17 protein-coding genes are annotated in these 19,074 nt (G+C 62.9%); 6 read left to right on the plus strand and 11 right to left on the minus strand.

Annotated features, from left to right (window positions below; genetic code table 11):
- The first annotated feature begins 1 nt into the window (after position 1).
- The 5 genes from QQL79_RS11545 to cobM all read left to right on the plus strand — a co-directional run bounded on the left by QQL79_RS11545 (position 2) and on the right by cobM (position 4,259).
- On the plus strand, positions 2–634 hold the full coding sequence (locus tag QQL79_RS11545; RefSeq protein WP_284390942.1) for a precorrin-8X methylmutase: 633 nt from the start codon (positions 2–4) through the stop codon (positions 632–634).
- The gene (locus QQL79_RS11550) at positions 631–1,356 is read left to right on the plus strand and encodes a precorrin-2 C(20)-methyltransferase (protein ID WP_284390944.1); all 726 of its coding nucleotides are present in this window, start codon (positions 631–633) and stop codon (positions 1,354–1,356) included. The genes QQL79_RS11545 and QQL79_RS11550 overlap by 4 nt, the downstream gene beginning before the upstream one ends.
- Positions 1,353–2,114, plus strand: a complete 762-nt coding sequence (locus QQL79_RS11555; protein WP_284390946.1) for a precorrin-3B C(17)-methyltransferase — start codon at positions 1,353–1,355, stop codon at positions 2,112–2,114. The genes QQL79_RS11550 and QQL79_RS11555 overlap by 4 nt, the downstream gene beginning before the upstream one ends.
- Positions 2,111–3,316 (plus strand): precorrin-6y C5,15-methyltransferase (decarboxylating) subunit CbiE, encoded by a 1,206-nt coding sequence (cbiE, locus tag QQL79_RS11560; protein ID WP_284390948.1) that lies wholly within the window; start codon positions 2,111–2,113, stop codon positions 3,314–3,316. Before QQL79_RS11555 ends, cbiE begins: the two co-directional genes overlap by 4 nt.
- A 178-nt stretch (positions 3,317–3,494) precedes the next feature.
- Positions 3,495–4,259, plus strand: a complete 765-nt coding sequence (gene cobM / locus QQL79_RS11565; protein ID WP_284390950.1) for a precorrin-4 C(11)-methyltransferase — start codon at positions 3,495–3,497, stop codon at positions 4,257–4,259.
- A 157-nt stretch (positions 4,260–4,416) separates the two neighbouring features.
- Here the strand turns inward: cobM and QQL79_RS11570 are convergent, their stop codons facing one another.
- The 4 genes from QQL79_RS11570 to QQL79_RS11585 are packed head-to-tail and all read right to left on the minus strand — an operon-like array spanning position 4,417 to position 9,144.
- On the minus strand, positions 4,417–5,640 hold the full coding sequence (locus QQL79_RS11570; RefSeq protein WP_284390952.1) for an OpgC family protein: 1,224 nt from the start codon (positions 5,638–5,640) through the stop codon (positions 4,417–4,419).
- Entirely contained in the window at positions 5,627–7,387 is a 1,761-nt protein-coding gene (mdoH, locus tag QQL79_RS11575; RefSeq protein ID WP_284390954.1) for a glucans biosynthesis glucosyltransferase MdoH, read from the minus strand. The genes QQL79_RS11570 and mdoH overlap by 14 nt, the downstream gene beginning before the upstream one ends.
- A 42-nt stretch (positions 7,388–7,429) precedes the next feature.
- Positions 7,430–7,567, minus strand: coding sequence for a hypothetical protein (locus QQL79_RS11580; protein WP_284390956.1), 138 nt, complete (start codon positions 7,565–7,567; stop codon positions 7,430–7,432).
- A complete protein-coding gene (locus QQL79_RS11585; protein WP_284390959.1) occupies positions 7,564–9,144 on the minus strand; it encodes an OpgD/OpgG family glucan biosynthesis protein in 1,581 nt (526 codons plus the stop codon). Before QQL79_RS11585 ends, QQL79_RS11580 begins: the two co-directional genes overlap by 4 nt.
- A gap of 547 nt (positions 9,145–9,691) precedes the next feature.
- Between QQL79_RS11585 and QQL79_RS11590 the strand changes: the two genes are divergently transcribed.
- A complete protein-coding gene (locus QQL79_RS11590; protein WP_284390961.1) occupies positions 9,692–10,090 on the plus strand; it encodes a RidA family protein in 399 nt (132 codons plus the stop codon).
- A 201-nt stretch (positions 10,091–10,291) separates the two neighbouring features.
- Here QQL79_RS11590 and QQL79_RS11595 read toward each other — a convergent pair whose 3' ends face one another.
- The 7 genes from QQL79_RS11595 to QQL79_RS11625 form a co-directional block, all read right to left on the minus strand.
- Positions 10,292–12,019 carry an ABC transporter ATP-binding protein gene (locus QQL79_RS11595; protein WP_284390963.1) on the minus strand — a complete coding sequence of 576 codons (1,728 nt, stop codon included), beginning with the start codon at positions 12,017–12,019 and terminating at the stop codon, positions 10,292–10,294.
- Positions 12,020–12,045: 26 nt separating this feature from the next.
- A complete protein-coding gene (locus QQL79_RS11600; protein WP_284390965.1) occupies positions 12,046–12,363 on the minus strand; it encodes a hypothetical protein in 318 nt (105 codons plus the stop codon).
- A gap of 173 nt (positions 12,364–12,536) precedes the next feature.
- On the minus strand, positions 12,537–13,595 hold the full coding sequence (locus QQL79_RS11605) for a quaternary amine ABC transporter ATP-binding protein (protein ID WP_284390967.1): 1,059 nt from the start codon (positions 13,593–13,595) through the stop codon (positions 12,537–12,539).
- Entirely contained in the window at positions 13,596–14,465 is an 870-nt protein-coding gene (locus QQL79_RS11610) for an ABC transporter permease (protein WP_284390969.1), read from the minus strand.
- Positions 14,466–14,612: 147 nt separating this feature from the next.
- The gene (locus QQL79_RS11615) at positions 14,613–15,638 is read right to left on the minus strand and encodes a glycine betaine ABC transporter substrate-binding protein (RefSeq protein WP_284390971.1); all 1,026 of its coding nucleotides are present in this window, start codon (positions 15,636–15,638) and stop codon (positions 14,613–14,615) included.
- A 923-nt stretch (positions 15,639–16,561) separates the two neighbouring features.
- Positions 16,562–17,878 (minus strand): PQQ-dependent sugar dehydrogenase, encoded by a 1,317-nt coding sequence (locus QQL79_RS11620; RefSeq protein ID WP_370461210.1) that lies wholly within the window; start codon positions 17,876–17,878, stop codon positions 16,562–16,564.
- Positions 17,879–18,034: 156 nt separating this feature from the next.
- Positions 18,035–19,060, minus strand: a complete 1,026-nt coding sequence (locus QQL79_RS11625) for an aldo/keto reductase (protein WP_284390975.1) — start codon at positions 19,058–19,060, stop codon at positions 18,035–18,037.
- Between the last annotated feature and the right edge of the window lie 14 nt (positions 19,061–19,074).

Raw genomic sequence — 19,074 nt, forward strand, 5'->3', positions numbered from 1 at the left:
CATGACCGACTACGACTATATCAGGGATGGCGAGGCCATTTACGCCCAGTCCTTCGCCATCATCCGGGCCGAGGCGGACCTGTCGGCTTTCGCGCCCGACGAGGCCGATATCGCCATCCGCATGATCCATGCCGCGGGCATGGTCGAGGCGGCGCAGCATTTCGAATTCGGCCCGGGCTTTGCCGTTGCCGCCCGTGCTGCCCTGGCCCGGGGTGCGCCGATCTTCTGCGACGCCGAAATGGTCGCCCGCGGCGTCACCGCTGCCCGCCTTCCCGCGCAGAACGACGTCATCTGCACCCTGCGCGACCCGCAAACGCCTGATCTCGCTGCCCAGCTCGGCACCACGCGTTCGGCCGCTGCGCTCCAGCTCTGGCTCCCCCGCCTTGCCGGGTCGGTCGTTGCCATCGGCAATGCCCCCACCGCCCTGTTCCACCTGCTCGAATTGCTGCGCGACGGCGCCCCCAGGCCTGCCGCCATTCTGGGCATGCCCGTCGGCTTTGTCGGTGCCGCTGAATCCAAGGCGGCCCTGGCCGAGAATTCCTATGGCGTGCCCTATGCCATCGTGCGCGGACGGCTGGGCGGTTCGGCCATGACATCGGCGGCGCTCAACGCTTTGGCGAGGTCCGGCATATGAGCGGCAAACTGATTGGCGTCGGCACCGGCCCAGGCGATCCGGAATTGCTCACGATCAAGGCCGCGCGGGCCATCGCGGCGGCCGATGTGGTTGCCTATTTCGCCAAGGCCGGCAATGCCAGCAATGCCCGCGCCATCGTCGCCGAGCATATCCGCCCTGGCCAGGCCGAGGAAATGCTCGCCTATCCGGTGACCACCGAGATCGATCGCCGCCACGCCGACTATAAGGCGGCGACCAATGGCTTTTATGCGGAAGCGGCCGAGCGCATCGCCGCCCATCTCGATGCCGGCCGCAATGTCGCCGTGCTCAGCGAGGGCGATCCGCTGTTCTATGGCTCCTATATGCATCTGCATGTCCGCCTCGCCCACCGCTACGATACCGAGGTCATTCCCGGCATCACCGCCATGTCGGGCTGCTGGTCCAGCGCCGGCCTGCCTTTGGTGCAGGGCGATGACGTGCTTTCGGTGCTGCCCGGCACACTGGACGAGGTCGAGTTGAGCCGGCGCCTGGTCGAAGCCGATGCCGCCGTCATCATGAAGGTGGGCCGCAACCTGCCCAAAATCCGCCGCGCCATCGAAACCGCCGGCAAGCTGGACGACGCCGTCTATGTCGAGCGCGGCACCATGGCCAATGGCCATAGCGTCAAGCTGATCGACAAGGCCGACAATGCCGCCCCCTATTTCGCCCTGGTGCTGGTGCCCGGCTGGAGCAGCCGCCCATGAGCGGCCGCATCACCATTGTCGGTACCGGCCCCGGCAATCCCGCCCAGACCACGCCCGAGGCTCACGCCGCTATTGCCGCCGCCACGCAGTTCTTCGGCTATGGCCCCTATCTCGACCGGCTTGAGCTGCGCTCCGATCAGCACCGCATCGCTTCGGACAACCGGGAAGAACTGAGCCGCGCCAAGGCCGCGCTCAAGGCGGCGGCCGCCGGCAATGTGGTCTGCGTCGTCTCTGGTGGCGATCCCGGTGTTTTCGCCATGGCGGCCGCGGTCTGCGAAGCCATCGAGGAAGGCCCGCCCTCCTGGCGCAATCTCGATCTCGACATCGTTCCCGGCGTTACCGCCATGCTGGCCGTGGCCGCCAAGGCTGGCGCGCCGCTGGGCCACGATTTCTGCGCCATTTCGCTGTCGGACAATCTCAAGCCCTGGACCGTCATCGAGCAGCGCTTGCGGGCAGTGGCGGGCGCGGGTCTCGTCATCGCGCTCTACAATCCCATCAGCAAGGCGCGCCCCTGGCAGCTGGGTACGGCCTTTGCCATTCTGCGCGAAGTATTGCCCTGGTCGACGCCGGTGATTTTCGGCCGCGCCGCCGGGCGCAATGACGAGGCCATTGCCGTCGTCACGCTGGCCGAGGCCAAGGCGGAACAGGCCGATATGGCCACCTGCGTCATTATCGGCTCCCCCGAAACCCGCATCATCGAGCGGCCGGGCCGGGCTCCGATCGTCTATTCGCCGCGCGCCACCGGAGGCCCGCAATGAGCTGGCTGTCGGTTGTCGGCATTGGCGAGGACGGGCTTGGCGGCCTCGGCCAACCGGCCCGCGATGCCATAGCCCGGGCCGAGATCGTCTTCGGCGGTGCCCGCCATCTCGAGCTGGCATCTGCCGCGATCGCCGGCGAGGCTCGCCCCTGGCCCAGCCCCTTTTCGGCGGCCATCGAGGCGGTGTTGGCCGAACGGGGACGTGCAGTCTGCGTGCTGGCCTCGGGCGATCCGTTTCACTACGGCGTGGGCTCAACCCTCTCCCGGCATATCAATGCCGACCAAATGGTTGTCTATCCGCACCCCTCCTCTTTCAGCCTTGCGGCGGCGCGGCTGGGCTGGTCCATCCCCGAGGTGACGAGCCTGTCCCTCCACGGACGCCCGCTCGATCTCATCCGTCCCCATCTCCATCCCGCCGCCCGCATCCTCGCCCTGACCTCGGATGAGCATGGCCCCGCGGCGCTGGCAAAACTGCTGACCGAGGCCGGCTTCGGCATTTCCATTGTCACCGTGCTCGAGGCATTGGGCGGGCCGCGTGAGCGCATTCGGTCCCAGGTCGCGATGAATTTTGGCCTCGATGACATCGACCCGCTCAATGTCTGCGCGGTCACAGTCGTCCCTCTGCCCGGCGCCCGCATCCTGCCGCTCACGCCGGGATTGGACGACGCCCTGTTCGAGCATGACGGGCAGATCACCAAGCGGGAGGTCCGCGCCCTCACCCTTTCGGCTCTCGCCCCCCGGCGTGGAGAATTGCTCTGGGACATCGGCGCCGGTTCGGGCTCGATCGCCGTGGAATGGCTGCTGGCCGACCCGTCGATGAAAGCCATCGCCATCGAGGCCGATACGGAGCGGGCCGGACGCATCAGGAGCAATGCCGCCAATTTCGGCGTCCCCGATCTGCAATTGGCAGAAGGCACCGCCCCCCAGGCCCTCGCCGGCCTCGAATCCCCCCACGCCATCTTCATCGGCGGCGGCGGCTCCGACCCCGGTGTGCTCGACGCGGCCATAACAGCCCTCCGCCCCGGCGGGCGCCTCGTCGCCAATGCCGTAACGCTCGAAATGGAAGCCGTGCTCCTCGCCCGCCACGCCGACCTCGGCGGCAGCCTCACCCGCATCGACATCGCCCGCCCCAGTCCAGTTGGCAGCATGACAGCCTGGCGCCCCGCCATGCCGATCACGCAATGGGCGTGGGTGAAGGGATGAAGGCCCCCTCATCCGCCCCTTCGGGGCACCTTCTCCCACGAGGGGAGAAGGAAGGCAGGGGGATCGCCCCAAACACTGAGCTCTCCCTCGCCCCTTGTGGGAGAGGGACAGATTTTCTGCGTTCAGCAGAAAATCAGGGTGAGGGGTTCTCTCCGCTTGCGCTGAACCAGGTGTCCCCATGACCATCCACTTCATCGGCGCCGGTCCCGGCGCGGCTGATCTCATCACCGTGCGCGGCCGCGACTTGCTCGCGCGCTGCCCGGTCTGCCTCTATGCCGGCTCCATCGTGCCGCCCGAAATGCTGGCCTGGTGCGCCCCCGGCACGCGTCTCGTCGACACCGCCCCGCTCTCGCTTGATGAAATCGAAGCCGAATACAAAACCGCCCACACTAATGGCCATGACGTCGCGCGCCTGCATTCCGGCGACCTGTCCATGTGGAGCGCCGTCGTCGAACAGATGCGCCGCCTCGACCGCCTCAACATTCCCTATACGCTGACCCCTGGCGTTCCGGCATTCGCCGCCGCTGCCGCCGCGCTCGGCCGGGAGCTCACCATCCCTGCCGAGGCGCAAAGCCTGGTCCTCACCCGCATATCCGGCCGCGCCTCACCCATGCCGGCCGACGAAACTCTGGCAGCCTTCGGCGCCAGCGGCGCCACGCTCGCCATCCACCTGGCTATCCATGCGCTGGATCGTGTCGTGGCCGAGCTGACCCCGCTTTACGGCAAGGATTGCCCTGTCGCCATTGTCGCGCATGCAAGCTGGCCCAATGAAAAGATCATTACCGGCACGCTGGGCACAATCGAGGCTGCGTTCGCCGCCGATCCGGTCGAGCGCACGGCCATCATCTTTGTCGGGCGGACATTGGGTGTGGAGGGCTTCCGTGAAAGCGCGCTCTATGATGCCGATTATCAGCGCCGGTTTCGCGGGCGGGATGGGTTGTAAGCGGGGGATTGGGGCTCTCCGTACCCCCTCCTAACCTCCCCCTGATAGGGGGCGGGATCTCTCCACTCTTGGGAACTGGATCGAGTTCTAACCACAAGACGGTCCCTCCCCCTATCAGGGGGAGGTTAGGAGGGGGTATCCCCCAACAAAGACTCTCTCAAGCCGCCTTCGCCCGCGACACTTCCGCTGTCTTGGTCAGCACCCAGGCCAGACCCACCAGGAACAGCAGGCCGCCGCCAAGCAGCAGCCCGTCCCAGAGCGGATGGGCAGCCAATGGCGCCTTGACCACCTGCAAGACCATGCTGAGCACCGTACCCGCAGCGAATACGGCCAATCCCTGCCGACCCATCAGGCGGAACGGCGCCGCGAACCGGGATTGGGCAATCGTGCGCATCACCGGCAGATGCCCCAGCACATAGAACAGTGCCAGCGCATGCAGCAGCCGCGGCAGGCTGAGGAAGGTCTTGTCGAACCAGATCAGGTAGAAGGGCGCGCCCATGCTGCCCAGCCAGCCCATGGTGCCGTTCATCGCCTTGCCGATCGGGGGCACTTTCATCCAGATCAGGGTGAAGACCAGGACTGCCGCACCCAGACCGAACAAAGCCGGATGGTAGGGAATGAACCTTTTGCCCACTTTCATCGCCACGCCCGACAGCAGCCCGATGACAAAGAGCAACTGCCAGGAGAAGGGGTTGAAGAACCAGCCGCCTTCATTGGGGAAATTGGGGAAGTTGAGTCGGTAGTGCCCGGCCAGAACCCAGAGCGTCAGCGAGGCCACCGCCACCAGAATAGGCTGACGGAGACCCGCAAAGATCAGCAGGGGCGTCACCAGCAGCAACGTCATATAGAGCGGCAGGATATTGAGATATCCCAGCTGATGGGTCAGCAGCGGAATGCCGACCATGGTGCCCAGCGGTTCGCGGAACAGCGGGCCGATATTGTTCTTGGCCAGCAATTCGCCCAGGCCCAGCCATTTGGCGGCCGCCGCGAAAATGGCCAGACTCAGCACGGTGATGGTGATGTGCACGAAATAAAGCTGGCGCGCCCGCGCCCAGACCTTGGCGATCCCGGCCCAGAGCGAGCCTGTGCGGAAGCGGTTGGAATAGGCCAGGCCCGAGGCCATGCCGGACATGAAGACGAAGGCTTCGGCCGCATCGGAAAAGCCGAAATTGCGGCTGGTCAGCCCTTCATAGAACGTGCCCGGCACGTGGTTGATGAAGATCATCAGCAGGGCGATGCCGCGGAACATGTCCAGCCGCTCGTCGCGCCCGGTCTGCGGCGCCGTGGCCTGGTCGCCCGCAATGGGCGCCCAGATCGCCCGCACCCAATTGGGCCCAAGGAGCCCGGCGGCGCGGAAGGGAACGGCTTCAGGCAGCGACATGTTCGGCCGACCTGGCGACCACGATGTCGCTCGGATTACCCTGGATGGTCCAGCTCGCCATGATGGCCTGGTGTTCAGCCATGACCGGCGTCGGCGCTATTTCGCTATCGGTGCGGAAATAGAGCGGCCGCTTGGCGTGCGATGGGTGCGAGCTCATCGAGATCAGCACCGGCGCAAAGATGGCCGGCAGGGCGGCGGGAGCCAGCCACAAAGCCACCGATGGCGCAAAGATCGCCGTGGAGCCCAGCGCCACAGCGCCGGTCAGCACGATCCACCAGCTGGCCTGGAAGGCGTCCTGAATGCTGATCCAGTTCTGCCCGCGGCGCGTCGGCGGCCAGCCGCCATCGAGCCCCAGCAGCACCTGCATCACCGCCCGGCTCTGCAGCATCAGCATGACCGGTGCCAGCACGGTTGAAAACGCGATCTCGGTGATGATCGAAAGCAGCACGACATGGGTGCCGCCAAAGCGGGCATTGCGGCCATCGATGGCGCCCCGCACCAGGATCATCAGCTTGGGCGCGACGAGCACCGCCGCCACGGCCAGCCCCAGCGCCCAGATCGGCACGGGATGCTCGGCATCGAACCCGGCAAAGGCCGCGCTCTGGTCGGGGAACAGCGCCGCCATGACGCTGGTAAACAGCAGCAGCAGCCACAGGGGCGAAGCCATATAGGCCATGATGCCCTGAACGAAGGTGAACCGGCTCCAGAATTTGAGGCCCGGCGCCGCGATCAGCCGACGATGCTGCAAATTGCCCTGGCACCAGCGACGGTCGCGCTTGGCATATTCGATCAGGTTTTCCGGCCCTTCTTCAAAGGACCCACCCAGTTCTGGATCGACCTTGACGGTCCAGCCGGCGCGCGACAGCAGCGCGGCCTCGACATAGTCGTGGCTCAGGATATGGCCGCCATAAGGGGGCTTGCCCGACAGCACGGGCAGCCCGCAGGACGCTGCGAAAGCCGAGACGCGCACAATGGCATTGTGCCCCCAATAGGGGCCTTCATTGCCCTGCATCAGCGAAGCGCCGCGAGCAAAGGTGGGCGACAGATAGCAGGCGGAAAACTGCATGGAGCGGCCGAATACCGTCGCCGCATTGATCACCTGCGGCACGGTCTGCAACAAGCCGAGATTGGCGTCCTCGTCCATGCGGCGTGCCATTTCGCCAATGGTGTCGCCTTCCATCAGGCTGTCCGCATCCAGGATCAGCGCATAATCATAGGCGCCGCCCGAGCGGGCGATGAAATCTTCGATATTGCCGGCCTTGCGGCCGGTATTCTTTTCGCGGCGGCGGTAAAAGATGCGGCCTGTGCTCATCGGCTCACGCAGCAGCTGCTCGAACCACACCACTTCCTGGGCCGCCGTTTCGAGTACGGTCGTGTCCGAAAGCACCGCGATATGGAACCGGTCGGCGATGTCCAGCGCCACCAGGCTCCGGTTCATCGCGGCGATGCGCGAAAATGTCGCGACGGGGTCCTCGTTATAGATCGGCACGAGAATGGCGGTCAGCCCCTCGGGCTTGGCCTTGGGATCAAATGCCGGCAGGCGCGCCGGAACACACACGCCCAGCACGGCGGCCGCCGCGCCCCACACCAGCCAGAAGCTGGTGAAGGTGACGAGGATGGCGCGCACGACGTCGAGCGTCGTCAGGCCCCCTTCTCCGGTAAAGCGGAGAAAGAGGTATCCCCCGGCTGCGCTGAGCGCGACGGCTACAAGCAGCGTCAGGGACCGTATCAAGTTCGGCCGGGTCATTGGTCTCAATCAGTAAGAATTGCAGACAAACGGGCTGGCGCGTCAGCGCCAGGACAAGACCAGAAAGGCGTCACGCAGGACGTCCATGATGGACTTCTGCCGCTCAAGCCGCTGCTTGGGCATTGCGAGGGGTGCATCGGGTAGGGCGATGGCATAGGGGAAGTCGCTAGAGTGCTTCATGCCGTGGGTCTCCACTGATAGAGCCAGGTTTCAGTAAGTTGACGGCCTAGCCCCACCAGATAGGCCCTCAGTTCCAATGGCGTGCCGTCGGTCTCCACATCGAAGACCAGACGCCAGGCACCATTGGCATCAATGCGCGAGAGCGCAGTATGTTGCGCTACGCCACCCGCGACCGTTGCCACCACATCTGGCGGCGTTTCAGCTGAAAGGCCCGACAATTCACCGCCGACAAAGTCGACGACGAATTTGCGCAGGTTGGCGGCGTTCTCCACCCCGGATACACCACCCTGCCCTGCACGCGTCTCGGCCACATAAGCCAAACTGGAATTCTTGTCGGGATTAAGGTCACCCCAGACAAGACGATAACCAAATTCCCGTTCATCCCCTGCTTTTACAGGGGCTTCGGGCACCCAAAAGGCGCCGATATTGTCATCCGCTTCGAAGCGGGCGGGAATTTCGATCAACCGCACATGGCCCTGCCCCCAATTATTGGTGGGCTCCACGCGCAGCGAAGGGCGGCGCTCGTAATGGGCGCCGGCATCCTGATAGGTTTCAAAGTCCCGGCCGCGCTGATAGAGGCCATAGGCCTTGGGATTGCTCTCCCAGAGATAGGAATTGCCCAGCGTCGTCGCGTTGTTGAGCGCACGCCACATGATTTCCCCGGTCTCCCGCTCGATCAGCAGGCCATTGGTGTCATGCACCTGGGGCCGGTAATCGTCGAAGCTGCCGCGATTGGCATCGCCGAACAGGAACATCGAGGTCAGCGGGGCCACGCCCAATTCCTTGATGTCGCTGCGGAAATTGAGGCGCGCCGTGACTTCCATGATGGTTTCCTGCTGCTCGCCATGGGGCGGCGAGATCACGAAACGATAGGCGCCCGTCACGCTGGGGCCTTCCATGGCGGCGTAAAGCGTCATCGGCACGTCGGCCGAGGCGGGTTTCTCGACGTAAAATTCTGAAAAGCGCGGGAACTCTTCGGGCACATCGAGCCAGGAATTGAGCACGATGCCACGGGCGCTCTGCCCATAGACATTGTTGCGGCCGAGCGCGCGGAAATAGCTGGCGCCCAGGAATGTCGCGAGCTCGTCATACTTGTCGGCGATATTGAGCGGATAGTTGAGCCGAATGCCTGCGACACCGGGGAACTCGCCCACGGTGGCCACGCGGGCTTCGGTTTCGGCGTCATGATAATCGAAATCGGCTGCCGTGAAGGTCACGAGCTTGGCCTGTCCGTCAACCAGTTCGTAGAGCTTTACCGGCTCCTTGAACAACCAGCCCATATGGAAGGCCTGCACCTGATAGCCCAGCTTATCTGCGGCCCACACGCCGTGGTCGGGCCGGAACTGGATGCGCATATGGGCGTCATAGTCGAGCCCCTTCAGCCCTTCGGGCAATTCGTAGGTCACTGCCTTATAGGGCGTTGCCGCCTGATCCTTCATGCGGGCGCTGAAGGAGTCGAAATCGAAAGCGAATTCGTCCGGCAATTCAGCCTGCGCGAAGGATTTCGTGCTGAGTGCCGTGGTCGACAACAGGGCGAGCGCGCCGATCCCGAAGAGGACGTCGCGGCGATTCGGCAAGCTATTGGTGTGACGCTTCAAAAAAGACTACCCGTTCGGTGTTGTATTCGCATGGTTTCCGGCTAATTTCGAACGCCGGATAGACGGAAAAGTTGACGCATAGGCGCCATGCAATGAGAGCATGGCTCCCGGCTGCACGCGTGAACCGTTAACGATCCGTTGACGGCCATTGCCGCTCGCGTTCTCGTGATATCAGTAATGTTTGGGGCAGGTTTAGGGCAGTGCCGCCGCGTAGCCGCCAGCCGCCAGGTGCATAGGTGCGCTATCGCCCGGAGTCATGGGCGTTTTGGCCATTGATATTTCTTTAATATTTGGCTTTGGCAGCCCAATTCGGCGGCCAATTTCCCTGCCACGCCACCGCTCCAACATATGCCGGGACCTCTGTTTCGATGGGTGAGCAGATCAGGCAGCCTCACATACGCAGCGTATTTTATTTGACATACGCCGCGTATGCACTACCTACGCATACGCGGCGTATCTGAGCTTACGCCGTTGCGAGGCTCCGTCGGCTGTCCGGCGGGCAAGAAAAAATAGAAAGGTCCTAGACATGACCCAGCGCACCGCCATCTTCCCGGCAAAGCGCCACGCGCTTTACGAGGCTCACGGCTATTCCGCAGCGATCCGTTCAGGCGATCTTCTGTTTGTTTCGGGCCAGGTGGGCAGCCGTGAAGACGGTACCCCGGAACCCGATTTCGCCGCCCAGGTCCGGCTTGCCTTCGCCAACCTCGAGGCCACGTTGGCCGCGGCGGGCTGCACCTTCGACGATATCGTGGACGTAACCACCTTTCACACCGATCCGGAAACCCAGTTCGAGACCATCACGGCGATCAAAAACGAGATATTTGCGCAGACGCCCTACCCGAACTGGACTGCGCTTGGCGTCAACTGGCTGGCCGGGTTTGACTTTGAAATCAAGGTCATTGCCCGCATTCCCAGCAAGGCTTGAACTGACCTAACTACGTCGATGCAAACGACATCGGAGTACCCCCTCCTAGCCTCCCCCTGATAGGGGAGGGATAGTCTGGTGGTAAAACTCGATCCAGCCCCAAGAGTGGAGAGATCCCTCCCCCTATCAGGGGAGGCTAGGAGGGGGTACTCCAATCCCGCCGTCCCACAATCCTCCGGGACGGCATCACGGCCCGGCCTCTTATTCCGTCGGCAGAAACCCGAACTGCGCATTGTGCAGCCGCGCATAGGCGCCCTGCCGCTCGAGAAGTTCCTTATGCCCGCCCTGCTCGACAATGCCGGTCTCGTCCATCACCACGATCCGATCGGCATGCTGGATCGTTGCCAGGCGGTGCGCGATCACCAGCGTTGTGCGTCCCTTGGACAATTCGGCCAGGGATTGCTGGATCGCCACTTCCGTTGCCGTATCTAGGGCGGAGGTCGCCTCATCCAGAATCAGAATCGGCGGGTTCTTGAGGAAAATCCGTGCGATGGCGACACGCTGCTTCTGGCCGCCCGAAAGCTTGACGCCGCGCTCACCGACCACCGTATCGAGCCCATCGGAGAGCTTTTCGATCACCTTGTCGAAGCGGGCATTGCGGGCCGCCGCCATGATCGCCTCGTCCGAGGCCCCCAATTGCCCATAGGCGATGTTCTCGCGGATCGTGCCGCCAAAGAGGAACACGTCCTGCTGCACGATGCCGATCTGGCTGCGCAGCGATGCCTGCGTCATATCGCGGATATCGGTGCCATCGATGCTGATCGAGCCGCTGTCCAGCTCATAGAAGCGTGGCAGGAGCGAACAAAGCGTCGTCTTTCCCGCGCCGGAAGGGCCGACCACGGCGACGGTTTCGCCCGCCTTGATCGTGAGGTTGAGCCCGCTGAGCACCATGCGGCCTTCCTCATAGGAAAATCCGGCATCGGCAAAGACAATATCGCCCTTCAAATGACGCACGGTCTTGGCATTGGGCCGGTCGGCAATATCGGGTTCGGTGTCGATGAGCGTCGTGAAGCGGCGGAAGCCGGCAATGCCCTTGGGATAGCTTTCCAACACGCCGGTGATCTTGTCGACCGGGCGCATGAACACATTGACCAGCAGCAGGAAGCTGACAAAGCCGCCATTGCTCAAATCACCTTGCACCACGAGCCAGGCGCCGACCAGCATGACGACAAGCTGCACCAGCCGCGTGCTGAGATAGGTGATGGTGATGCTGGCCGTCATGTAGGCATAGGCCTGCAATTTGGTCTTGCGGTAGTTGTTGTTGTTGCCAGCGAAGAGATTGGCCTCGTGCGGTTCATTGGCGAAGGCCTTGACCACGCGAATACCGCCAATCGAGTCCTCGATGCGGGTATTGAATTCGCCGACCTGCCGGAACAACGTCCGCCAGTTCTGGGTCATCTTGGCGCCATAACGGCTTACCAGCCAGGTCATGACCGGCACGATCAGCGTCGTGATCAGCGCCAGCTTCCAGTTGACCGTGAACATCAGGGCGAAGGCGCCAATGAAGGTCATGACGGCGATAAATACGTCTTCCGGGCCGTGATGGGCCACCTCGCCCACATCTTCGAGGTCCTTGGTCACATGCGTGATCAGGTGGCCGGTCTTGTTGTTGTCGAAGAAGCGGAAGCTGAGCTTTTGCAGGTGGTCGAACACCTGGCGGCGCATATCGGTTTCGATGCTGATTCCAAGCATATGGCCGAAATAATTGACCACGCCCATGAGCACGGCATTGAAAACATAGATGGCCAGCAGCGCGGCCCCGGCAATCAGGATGAAGCCGAATTCGGAGCGGGGCAGCAATTGGTCGATGAAATAGGCCACCGCCATGGGGAAGGCCAGTTCGAGCAGGCCGGCGACGATGGCGCAGCCGAAATCCAGTGCGAACAACCCCTTATAGGGGGCATAGTAGGAGAAAAAGCGAGCCAGCATAGATCAGTTCAATTCAGTCCGGCGGTTCAGCCGTGGCCGGCCGGCGCCAATGTGCGCAAGTCGAACGGGTCCGCCTCATCGGCAATAGAGGCATTTGCCGCGATTGCCTGCTGTAGCGCAACTATATCGAGCACATCGCAAGGTTCCCACCCGCAGGGGCACCCATCGGGATCGAGATGGGCGTCGGCCACTTCGCGGTAGATCGAACCGATCGCGGCCGCCAGATATTCCAGCGCATCGAGCGGAGACAGACGAGTCGATGCCAGCGTGCCGGAATAGGATGCCATCAGCGCCGCGCGGATGGCGGCAAAGGCGGGATCTTGCTTTTCGGAATTGTGCGGCATGGGACCCTCTCGACTTCGGCGGCAGCATCCTGCGCTGCCGCTTGGTCACCCATTGCCCGTTTTCGGCAACAAAGTCGAGTGCATTTGTCATCTTTATGCCTGCGACGGATCAAACGACCCGCCGCAGGGCATTCTTAATGCGCTCAGAACCCGGCCATCATTGCGGCCTCGTGTCAGGAAGGGCTATGCCGGGCCAGCGCCTTGATGACCTGCTTGGCGGTGACACTGCCGATCTGAGCCCCGTTTTCGTCCTTGACCCCGACCCATTCATGTTCGGCAAACAGCGGCAGGACCTCTTCGCACCGCGCATCTTCCGAGACCAGGATGGAGCAGGGTTCGCCGGGGCCTTTGGTCATGATCGAGCGGACATGGATGGCGCGGGCCTTGTTCACCTCGCGCACGAATTCCTCGATATGGGTGTTGGCGGGCTTGAGCACGATTTCTTCAGGTTTTCCAACCTGTTGCACGGCGCCGTCTTTGAGAACGGCAATGCGATTGCCGATCTTGAGGGCCTCGTCGAAGTCGTGGGTGATGAACAGGATCGTCTTGTTGAGGCTCTTTTGCAGCTCGATCAACTGGTCCTGCATGCCCGAGCGGATCAGCGGGTCGAGCGCGGAAAAAGCCTCATCCATCAATATGATATCGGTATCCATGGCCAGTGCGCGGGCCAGGCCGACGCGTTGTTGCTGGCCGCCGGAGAGCTGGCGGGGACGGCTGTTTTCGTAGCCGGAGAGCCCGACAATCTCGATCCATTTGGTGGCCTCGGCCAGCCGCTCCTTGCGGCCAACGCCCCGGACTTCCAGGCCATAGGCGACGTTGTCGATAACCGAGCGATGCGGCAGCAGGCCGAATTTCTGGAACACCATGGCCACTTTGGTACGGCGGTAATTGCGTAGCGCATCGTGGCTCAATGTTAGCACACTGTTACCCTCCACGACGATTTCGCCAGCAGTTGGTTCAATCAGGCGGTTCACATGGCGAATGAGCGTGGACTTGCCCGAACCGGACAGGCCCATGACCACAAAAATCTGGCCACGCTCGATATCGAGCGAGACATTGTCCAGTCCGACGACATGATTGGTCTCGGCCTGCACCTCGGCTTTGGACTTGCCGGCTTTCAGCAGGGCCAAAGCAGCCTGGGGGTCGCTGCCGAAGATCTTGGTGACCCCGCGCATGGCAATGGCGAGATCGGTCGCGGTGTCGCTTTGCGAAATAGATGTCATGGCGTTCATTTACCGGGCCTCCGCCAGGCCGATGCGGCCCTGAAGCTGTTTGCCGAAAGATTGGGTGATGCGATCGAAGACGATGGCGAGGGCGACAATGCCCAGGCCGGCAAAGAGACCGCGGCTGACCTCAAGCCGGCCAATGCCCTGCAGCACCTGATAGCCAAGCCCCCCTGCCCCGATCATCGAAGCGATGACAACCATGGATAGCGCCATCATGGTGGTCTGGTTGATGCCGGCCAGGATCGTGGGGAGTGCCAGCGGAATCTGCACGCCGAACAGACGCTGCCTCGGATTGGTACCGAAAGCGCGGCTGGCTTCCATCACCGCCGGATCGACCGAGCGCAGGCCCAGATCGGTCAGCCGCACCAGGGGCGGGGCGGCATAGACGATGGTGGCGATCAGCGCCGGAATCTTGCCGGGGCCGAAAATCATCACGGTGGGGATGAGATAGACGAAGCTGGGCAGCGTCTGCATCAGATCCAATACCGGGGTGATGACCTGCCGCACGCGCGGGGAACGCGACATGGATACGCCCACCGGAATGGAGATTACGATAGCGGTGATGGTGGCGGCGAGCATGAGGGCCATGGTGGTCATGGCATCGTTCCAAAGCTCCATGACGCCGATAAACAGCAGAGAAACCAGGACGATAAGCGGCAATTGCCAGCGGCGCGAGGCGAGCCAGGCAATGGCAGTCAGCAGACCGACAATCAGCCACCAGGGCGTGGCAATCAGCAGGTCTTCGATGGCCTTGAGCAGCATGAGCAAGGGATAGGCGGCGGTTTCGAAGCCATCGCCCCAATTGCGCACGACCCAGTTGAGGCCATCATCGATGGCGCGGCGCAAGGGCCGGGTATCAATCAGTTGCGGAAACAAGGTTTGTCACTTTCTTCTGGCCCGAAAGGGGCAAATTTGTTCAGCACGATCCCGAAGGGCGCCGGAGAGGCACGCTTGGGGATCACGCGGAAAACGGCCGGATCGCAATCCGGCCGCTCGGTTCATCGCTGTGAGGCAACGATAGGATTAGAGGCTCGCCTTGACCTTTTCGGCCACTTCGGGCGGGACCCAGCTGCTCCAGAGATCTTCCTTGGTCTTGAGGAAATTCTCTGCGGTAGCCGCTGCATCGGCCTGGTTCTCGTCGCCATAGACCAGCAATTCGCTGATTTCGGCGTTGGTCAGGCCAACCTTGGAGAAGTACTCGGCCACATTGGGCGCTTCTTCACCAATCCAGGCAGCCGCGCCCACGATTGCCGGCGAAGACGGATAGGCGGTGATGCCGGCCGGCTCGTTGCAATTGGGATCGGTGTTGCAGGCATAGACCTCTGGCTTGCTCTCGCCCATGTCGAGCGCGACGGCGTCGAACTTGCCGAGAATTGCCGTGGGACCCCAGTAGTAAAACAGGATCGGCTCTTCGCGCGTGAAAGCACGGGCGATGGAGGCATCCAGTGCGCCGCCCGAACCGGGCGAGAACAGGTTCCAGGCGCCATCCATGTCATAGGCGTCGAACAGGGCAGTCGTCGCCAGCTCACAGCCCCAGCCCGGCGGGCAGGAATAGAGACGGCCCTGGCTGGACTCCTCGGGGTCGGGGAAGACGGAGGGATTGGCAATCGCGGTCTCGGCGCTGACGATCTCGGGATGGGCTTCCTGCGTGTAGCGCGGGATGAACCAACCCTCGATCGTGCCATCGGTGATGGCTTCGCCGAGTTTGACCACCGAGCCATCGGCCAGAGCGCCATCCCACTGGTCCTGCACGGTGCTGGTCCATAGCTCGGGCGCGATGGCGGGCGAGCCGCGCGTCACCATGGAGCTGGTGGTGGGGACCGTATCGCCAGTGACGATGGCGACATCGCAATCAAAACCGGCTTCGAGAATTTTGGCGTGAATGTGGGCCAAGGCGGCCGCGGAGGGCCAGGTCATCTCGGCTATATCGATGGTGCGGCCGGTGCCGCAGGCGGATTCTGAGCTATCCTGGGCGATGGCGGGGATGCTGGCCGCAGACAAAAAGGCAAGCACGATCGCGGCGGCAATGCCACCGGATTTCAATATCATCAGGTCGTCTCCTGGATTTATGTGATGGCCGGACCATAGGGAGACAGTCTCCCTGTGTCAAATTTGCCAATACTTCGCAGTATAAAGCAAAAACAGCAGACCGTTTCTTGCTCTATCAACTAACGATATCACATTTGATATTCGAGTTTTGATCACTCATGTTTTTCCGACGTGCGGCGCAGGCATGTTAATTTGGCTTCGCAAGCAAAAAATAATTTGCGTCACAAAAATGTCCGAAACCTGCCGGGTTCGGCGCGGTGGGCCGGAGGGGGTGCGGAACCGCTGCACGACGGGCGATTGCGCCGGGTTGAGAAAGGCCCTCGGGTCGAGCCCGAGGGAGGCGATCGTGGTGAGGAGAGCTTGGTGGGGAAGAATGGATTCCCGCCTGCGCGGGAATGACACCGTGAGTGGAATGGGGTTCAGGTGTGGATGGTGGGCACATTGGCTGGTCAGCACCATCGCTTCCCCCGGGCTTGACCCGAGGATCATTCACCGCCTGTGCCGGGTTGAGAGAGGCCCTCGGGTCGAGCCCGAGGGAGGCGACGGTGGGTGGGCGAGGGGCAGTGTTTCGATGGCTGGATCGGATGGTGCCGCGGAACGCGCAATCAACCACAATGTCTGGTGCAGGCCGGAATCCTGGTACTGGATTGCGGGGATGGCCTTCAGCATGGATCCCGGCCTGCGCCGGGATGACATCGGGAATGGGGAGGGCCTGGTGAGGAAGAATGGATTCCCGCCTGCGCGGGAATGACACCGCGGGTGGAATGGGGGTTCAGGCGTGGATGGTGGGCACTGGCTGGTCACCACCATCGCTTTCCCCGGGCTTGACCCGAGGATCATTCACCGCCTGCGCGTGCCACCCCTCGGGGCGAGTCCGAGGGAGGCGATTGTGAGTGGTCGCTGCAGGGGTTTCCCCCTGCCCTTCAGGCGCCGGTCACGCGCCAGATGACGTCGCCGACGTCATCTGCGACCAGCAGGCTGCCATCGGCGGCCAGGGTGACGCCGACGGGGCGACCGTAGGAGGTCTTTTCGTCGGGGGCGAGGAAGCCGCTGAGCAGCTCAACCGGAGCGCCGGTGGGGCGGCCATCGACGAAGGGCACGAGGATGACCTTGTAGCCGCTCAGGATGCTACGGTTCCAAGAGCCATGCTGGCCCACGGCCATGCCTTCGGGAATGCCCGGCAAGGTGCCGGCGGGAACCCAGCAGAGGCCCAGGGAGGCGGTGTGGCCGCCCAGGGCATAATCGGGCTGGAGCGCGGTGGCGACCAGGGCCGCATCCTGTGGCACGCGGTCATCGATGGTCTGGCCCCAATAGCAATAGGGCCAGCCATAAAAGCCGCCATCCTTGACCGAGGTCAGGTAATCGGGCGGGGTTTCATCACCAATGCCATCGCGTTCATTGACCACGGTATGCAATGCGCCAGTGGTGGGCTCGAAGGCCAGACCCACCGGATTGCGCAGACCCGAGGCGAAGATGCGGCTTTTGCCGGTGACGAGGTCCAGCTCGTGGATCGCGGCCCGGTCCTGTTCTTCCGCCATGCCGTTCTCGGCAATGTTGCTCATCGAGCCGACACCGATGAACAGCTTGGTACCATCGGGGCTGGCGAGGAGGCTCCGCGTCCAGTGGCCGCCGGGCTTGAGATCAAGCAGCTTGCGGCCCGGCGCGGTGATGCGGGTTTCGCCGGCCACATAGGGAAAGGCGACGACGCCATCGGTGTTGCCGACATAGAAGGTGTCGCCGACCAGGGCCATGCCGAAAGGCTGGCTCAGCCCCTCAAGAAAGATCTCGCGGGTTTCGGGCACGCCATCGCCATCGGCATCGCGCAGCAGCGTGATGCGGTTGGCGTTGATTTCAAGCGCACCGACCCGGCGCATGACGCGATTGCGGAACCAGTCGACCACGCCCTTGATCTTTTGCGGCAGGGAGGCGGATTCGGCGATCAGCACGTCGCCATTGGGCAGCACGTAAATCCAGCGGGGGTGGACCAGCTTGGTGGCAAAGGCGGTGACCTTGAGGCCTTTGGCCACGCCTGGCTGCTGGCCAGGCTGCCAGCCCATGGCGAGCGGGGTTTTCAGCGTGGGAAAACTGCCCTGCGACACGGCAGCAGGAATGGTCGGATTGGTGCCCATGGCGGCGGGCAGGTTGATGCCGCTGCCGCGCCGGCGCAGGAACCAAAAGGCACCAGCGGCCAATATGACCAGGACGACAAGGACAAGAAAACCGTTCCCGGTCATAGACATTTCTCCCAGTGGGCAGCTTTGCGACCCGATTGCTCTTGATGTGACGAGACGGCGCAAGCCATCGCGCCAGGTGGGAATAGCTTTCTGCCATTCCAGATCGGTCGCGTCCACTCCTGGAAGTGAAAATGGCGCCCCACAACAGGGCGCCTGGGGCAATCACTTCCAGCGCGGCTTGCCATCCATCATGCCGGGAGCCGTCGCCGCATCGATAGCGGCCAGTTCCTCGGGGGAGAAATCGAGGTTGTGGAGGGCGCCGAGATTGTCGTGCAGCTGGGCCAGAGTACGCACGCCGATCAGCGCCGAGGTCATTTCCTTGCGGCGCAGCACCCAGGCCAGCGCCAGTTGCGGCAGGGTCTGGCCGCGAGCCTTGGCGATGGTGGCGAGCTTGCCGACTGCCTCGAGGGTTTCGGGGCGGATATTGGCGGCCTTGAGGAAGGGATTGTTGGAGGTGCCGCGAGCGCCTTCGGTGTCGCCGGTATTGTATTTGCCGGAAAGGATGCCCTGGGCGAGGGGCGAAAAGGCGATCATGCCGATGCCCAGCTCGCCGCAGGCATCGATGGTGCTGTCGTTCTCGATCCAGCGGTTGAGCATGGAATAGCTGGGCTGATGCAGCACGCAGGGGACGCCGAGCGCCTTGAGGATGGCGTGGGCCTGGCGGGTTTCCTCGACCGGATAATTGGAAATGCCGACATAGAGCGCCTTGCCCTGGGCGACGAGATGGGCGAGCGCGCCCATGGTTTCCTCGAGCGGGGTATTGGGATCGAAGCGGTGGGAATAGAAGATATCGACATAGTCGAGGCCGAGGCGTTTGAGGCTCTGATCGCAACTGGCGATGAGGTTCTTCCGGCTCCCCCATTCGCCATAGGGGCCTTCCCACATGTGATAGCCGGCCTTGGTGGAGACCAGGATTTCATCGCGATAGGGGCGGAAGTCGCGAGCCATGACCTGGCCGAACAGTTCCTCGGCCGAACCGGGAGGGGGACCGTAATTGTTGGCGAGATCGAAGTGGGTGATGCCGGCATCGAAGGCGGCGCCCAGAATTTCGAAGGCGGAGGGATAGTCGCGCGTGCCGCCGAAATTCTGCCAGAGGCCCAGGCTGATGGCGGGAAGCTTGAGCCCCAAGCGGCCGGCATGGCGATAATGCATGGTTTCGTAACGGCCGGAAGCGGCGCTGTAAGTCATGGAATATCCAGTCT

The sequence above is a fragment of the Devosia yakushimensis genome (assembly GCF_030159855.1).
Classification (GTDB): domain Bacteria; phylum Pseudomonadota; class Alphaproteobacteria; order Rhizobiales; family Devosiaceae; genus Devosia; species Devosia yakushimensis.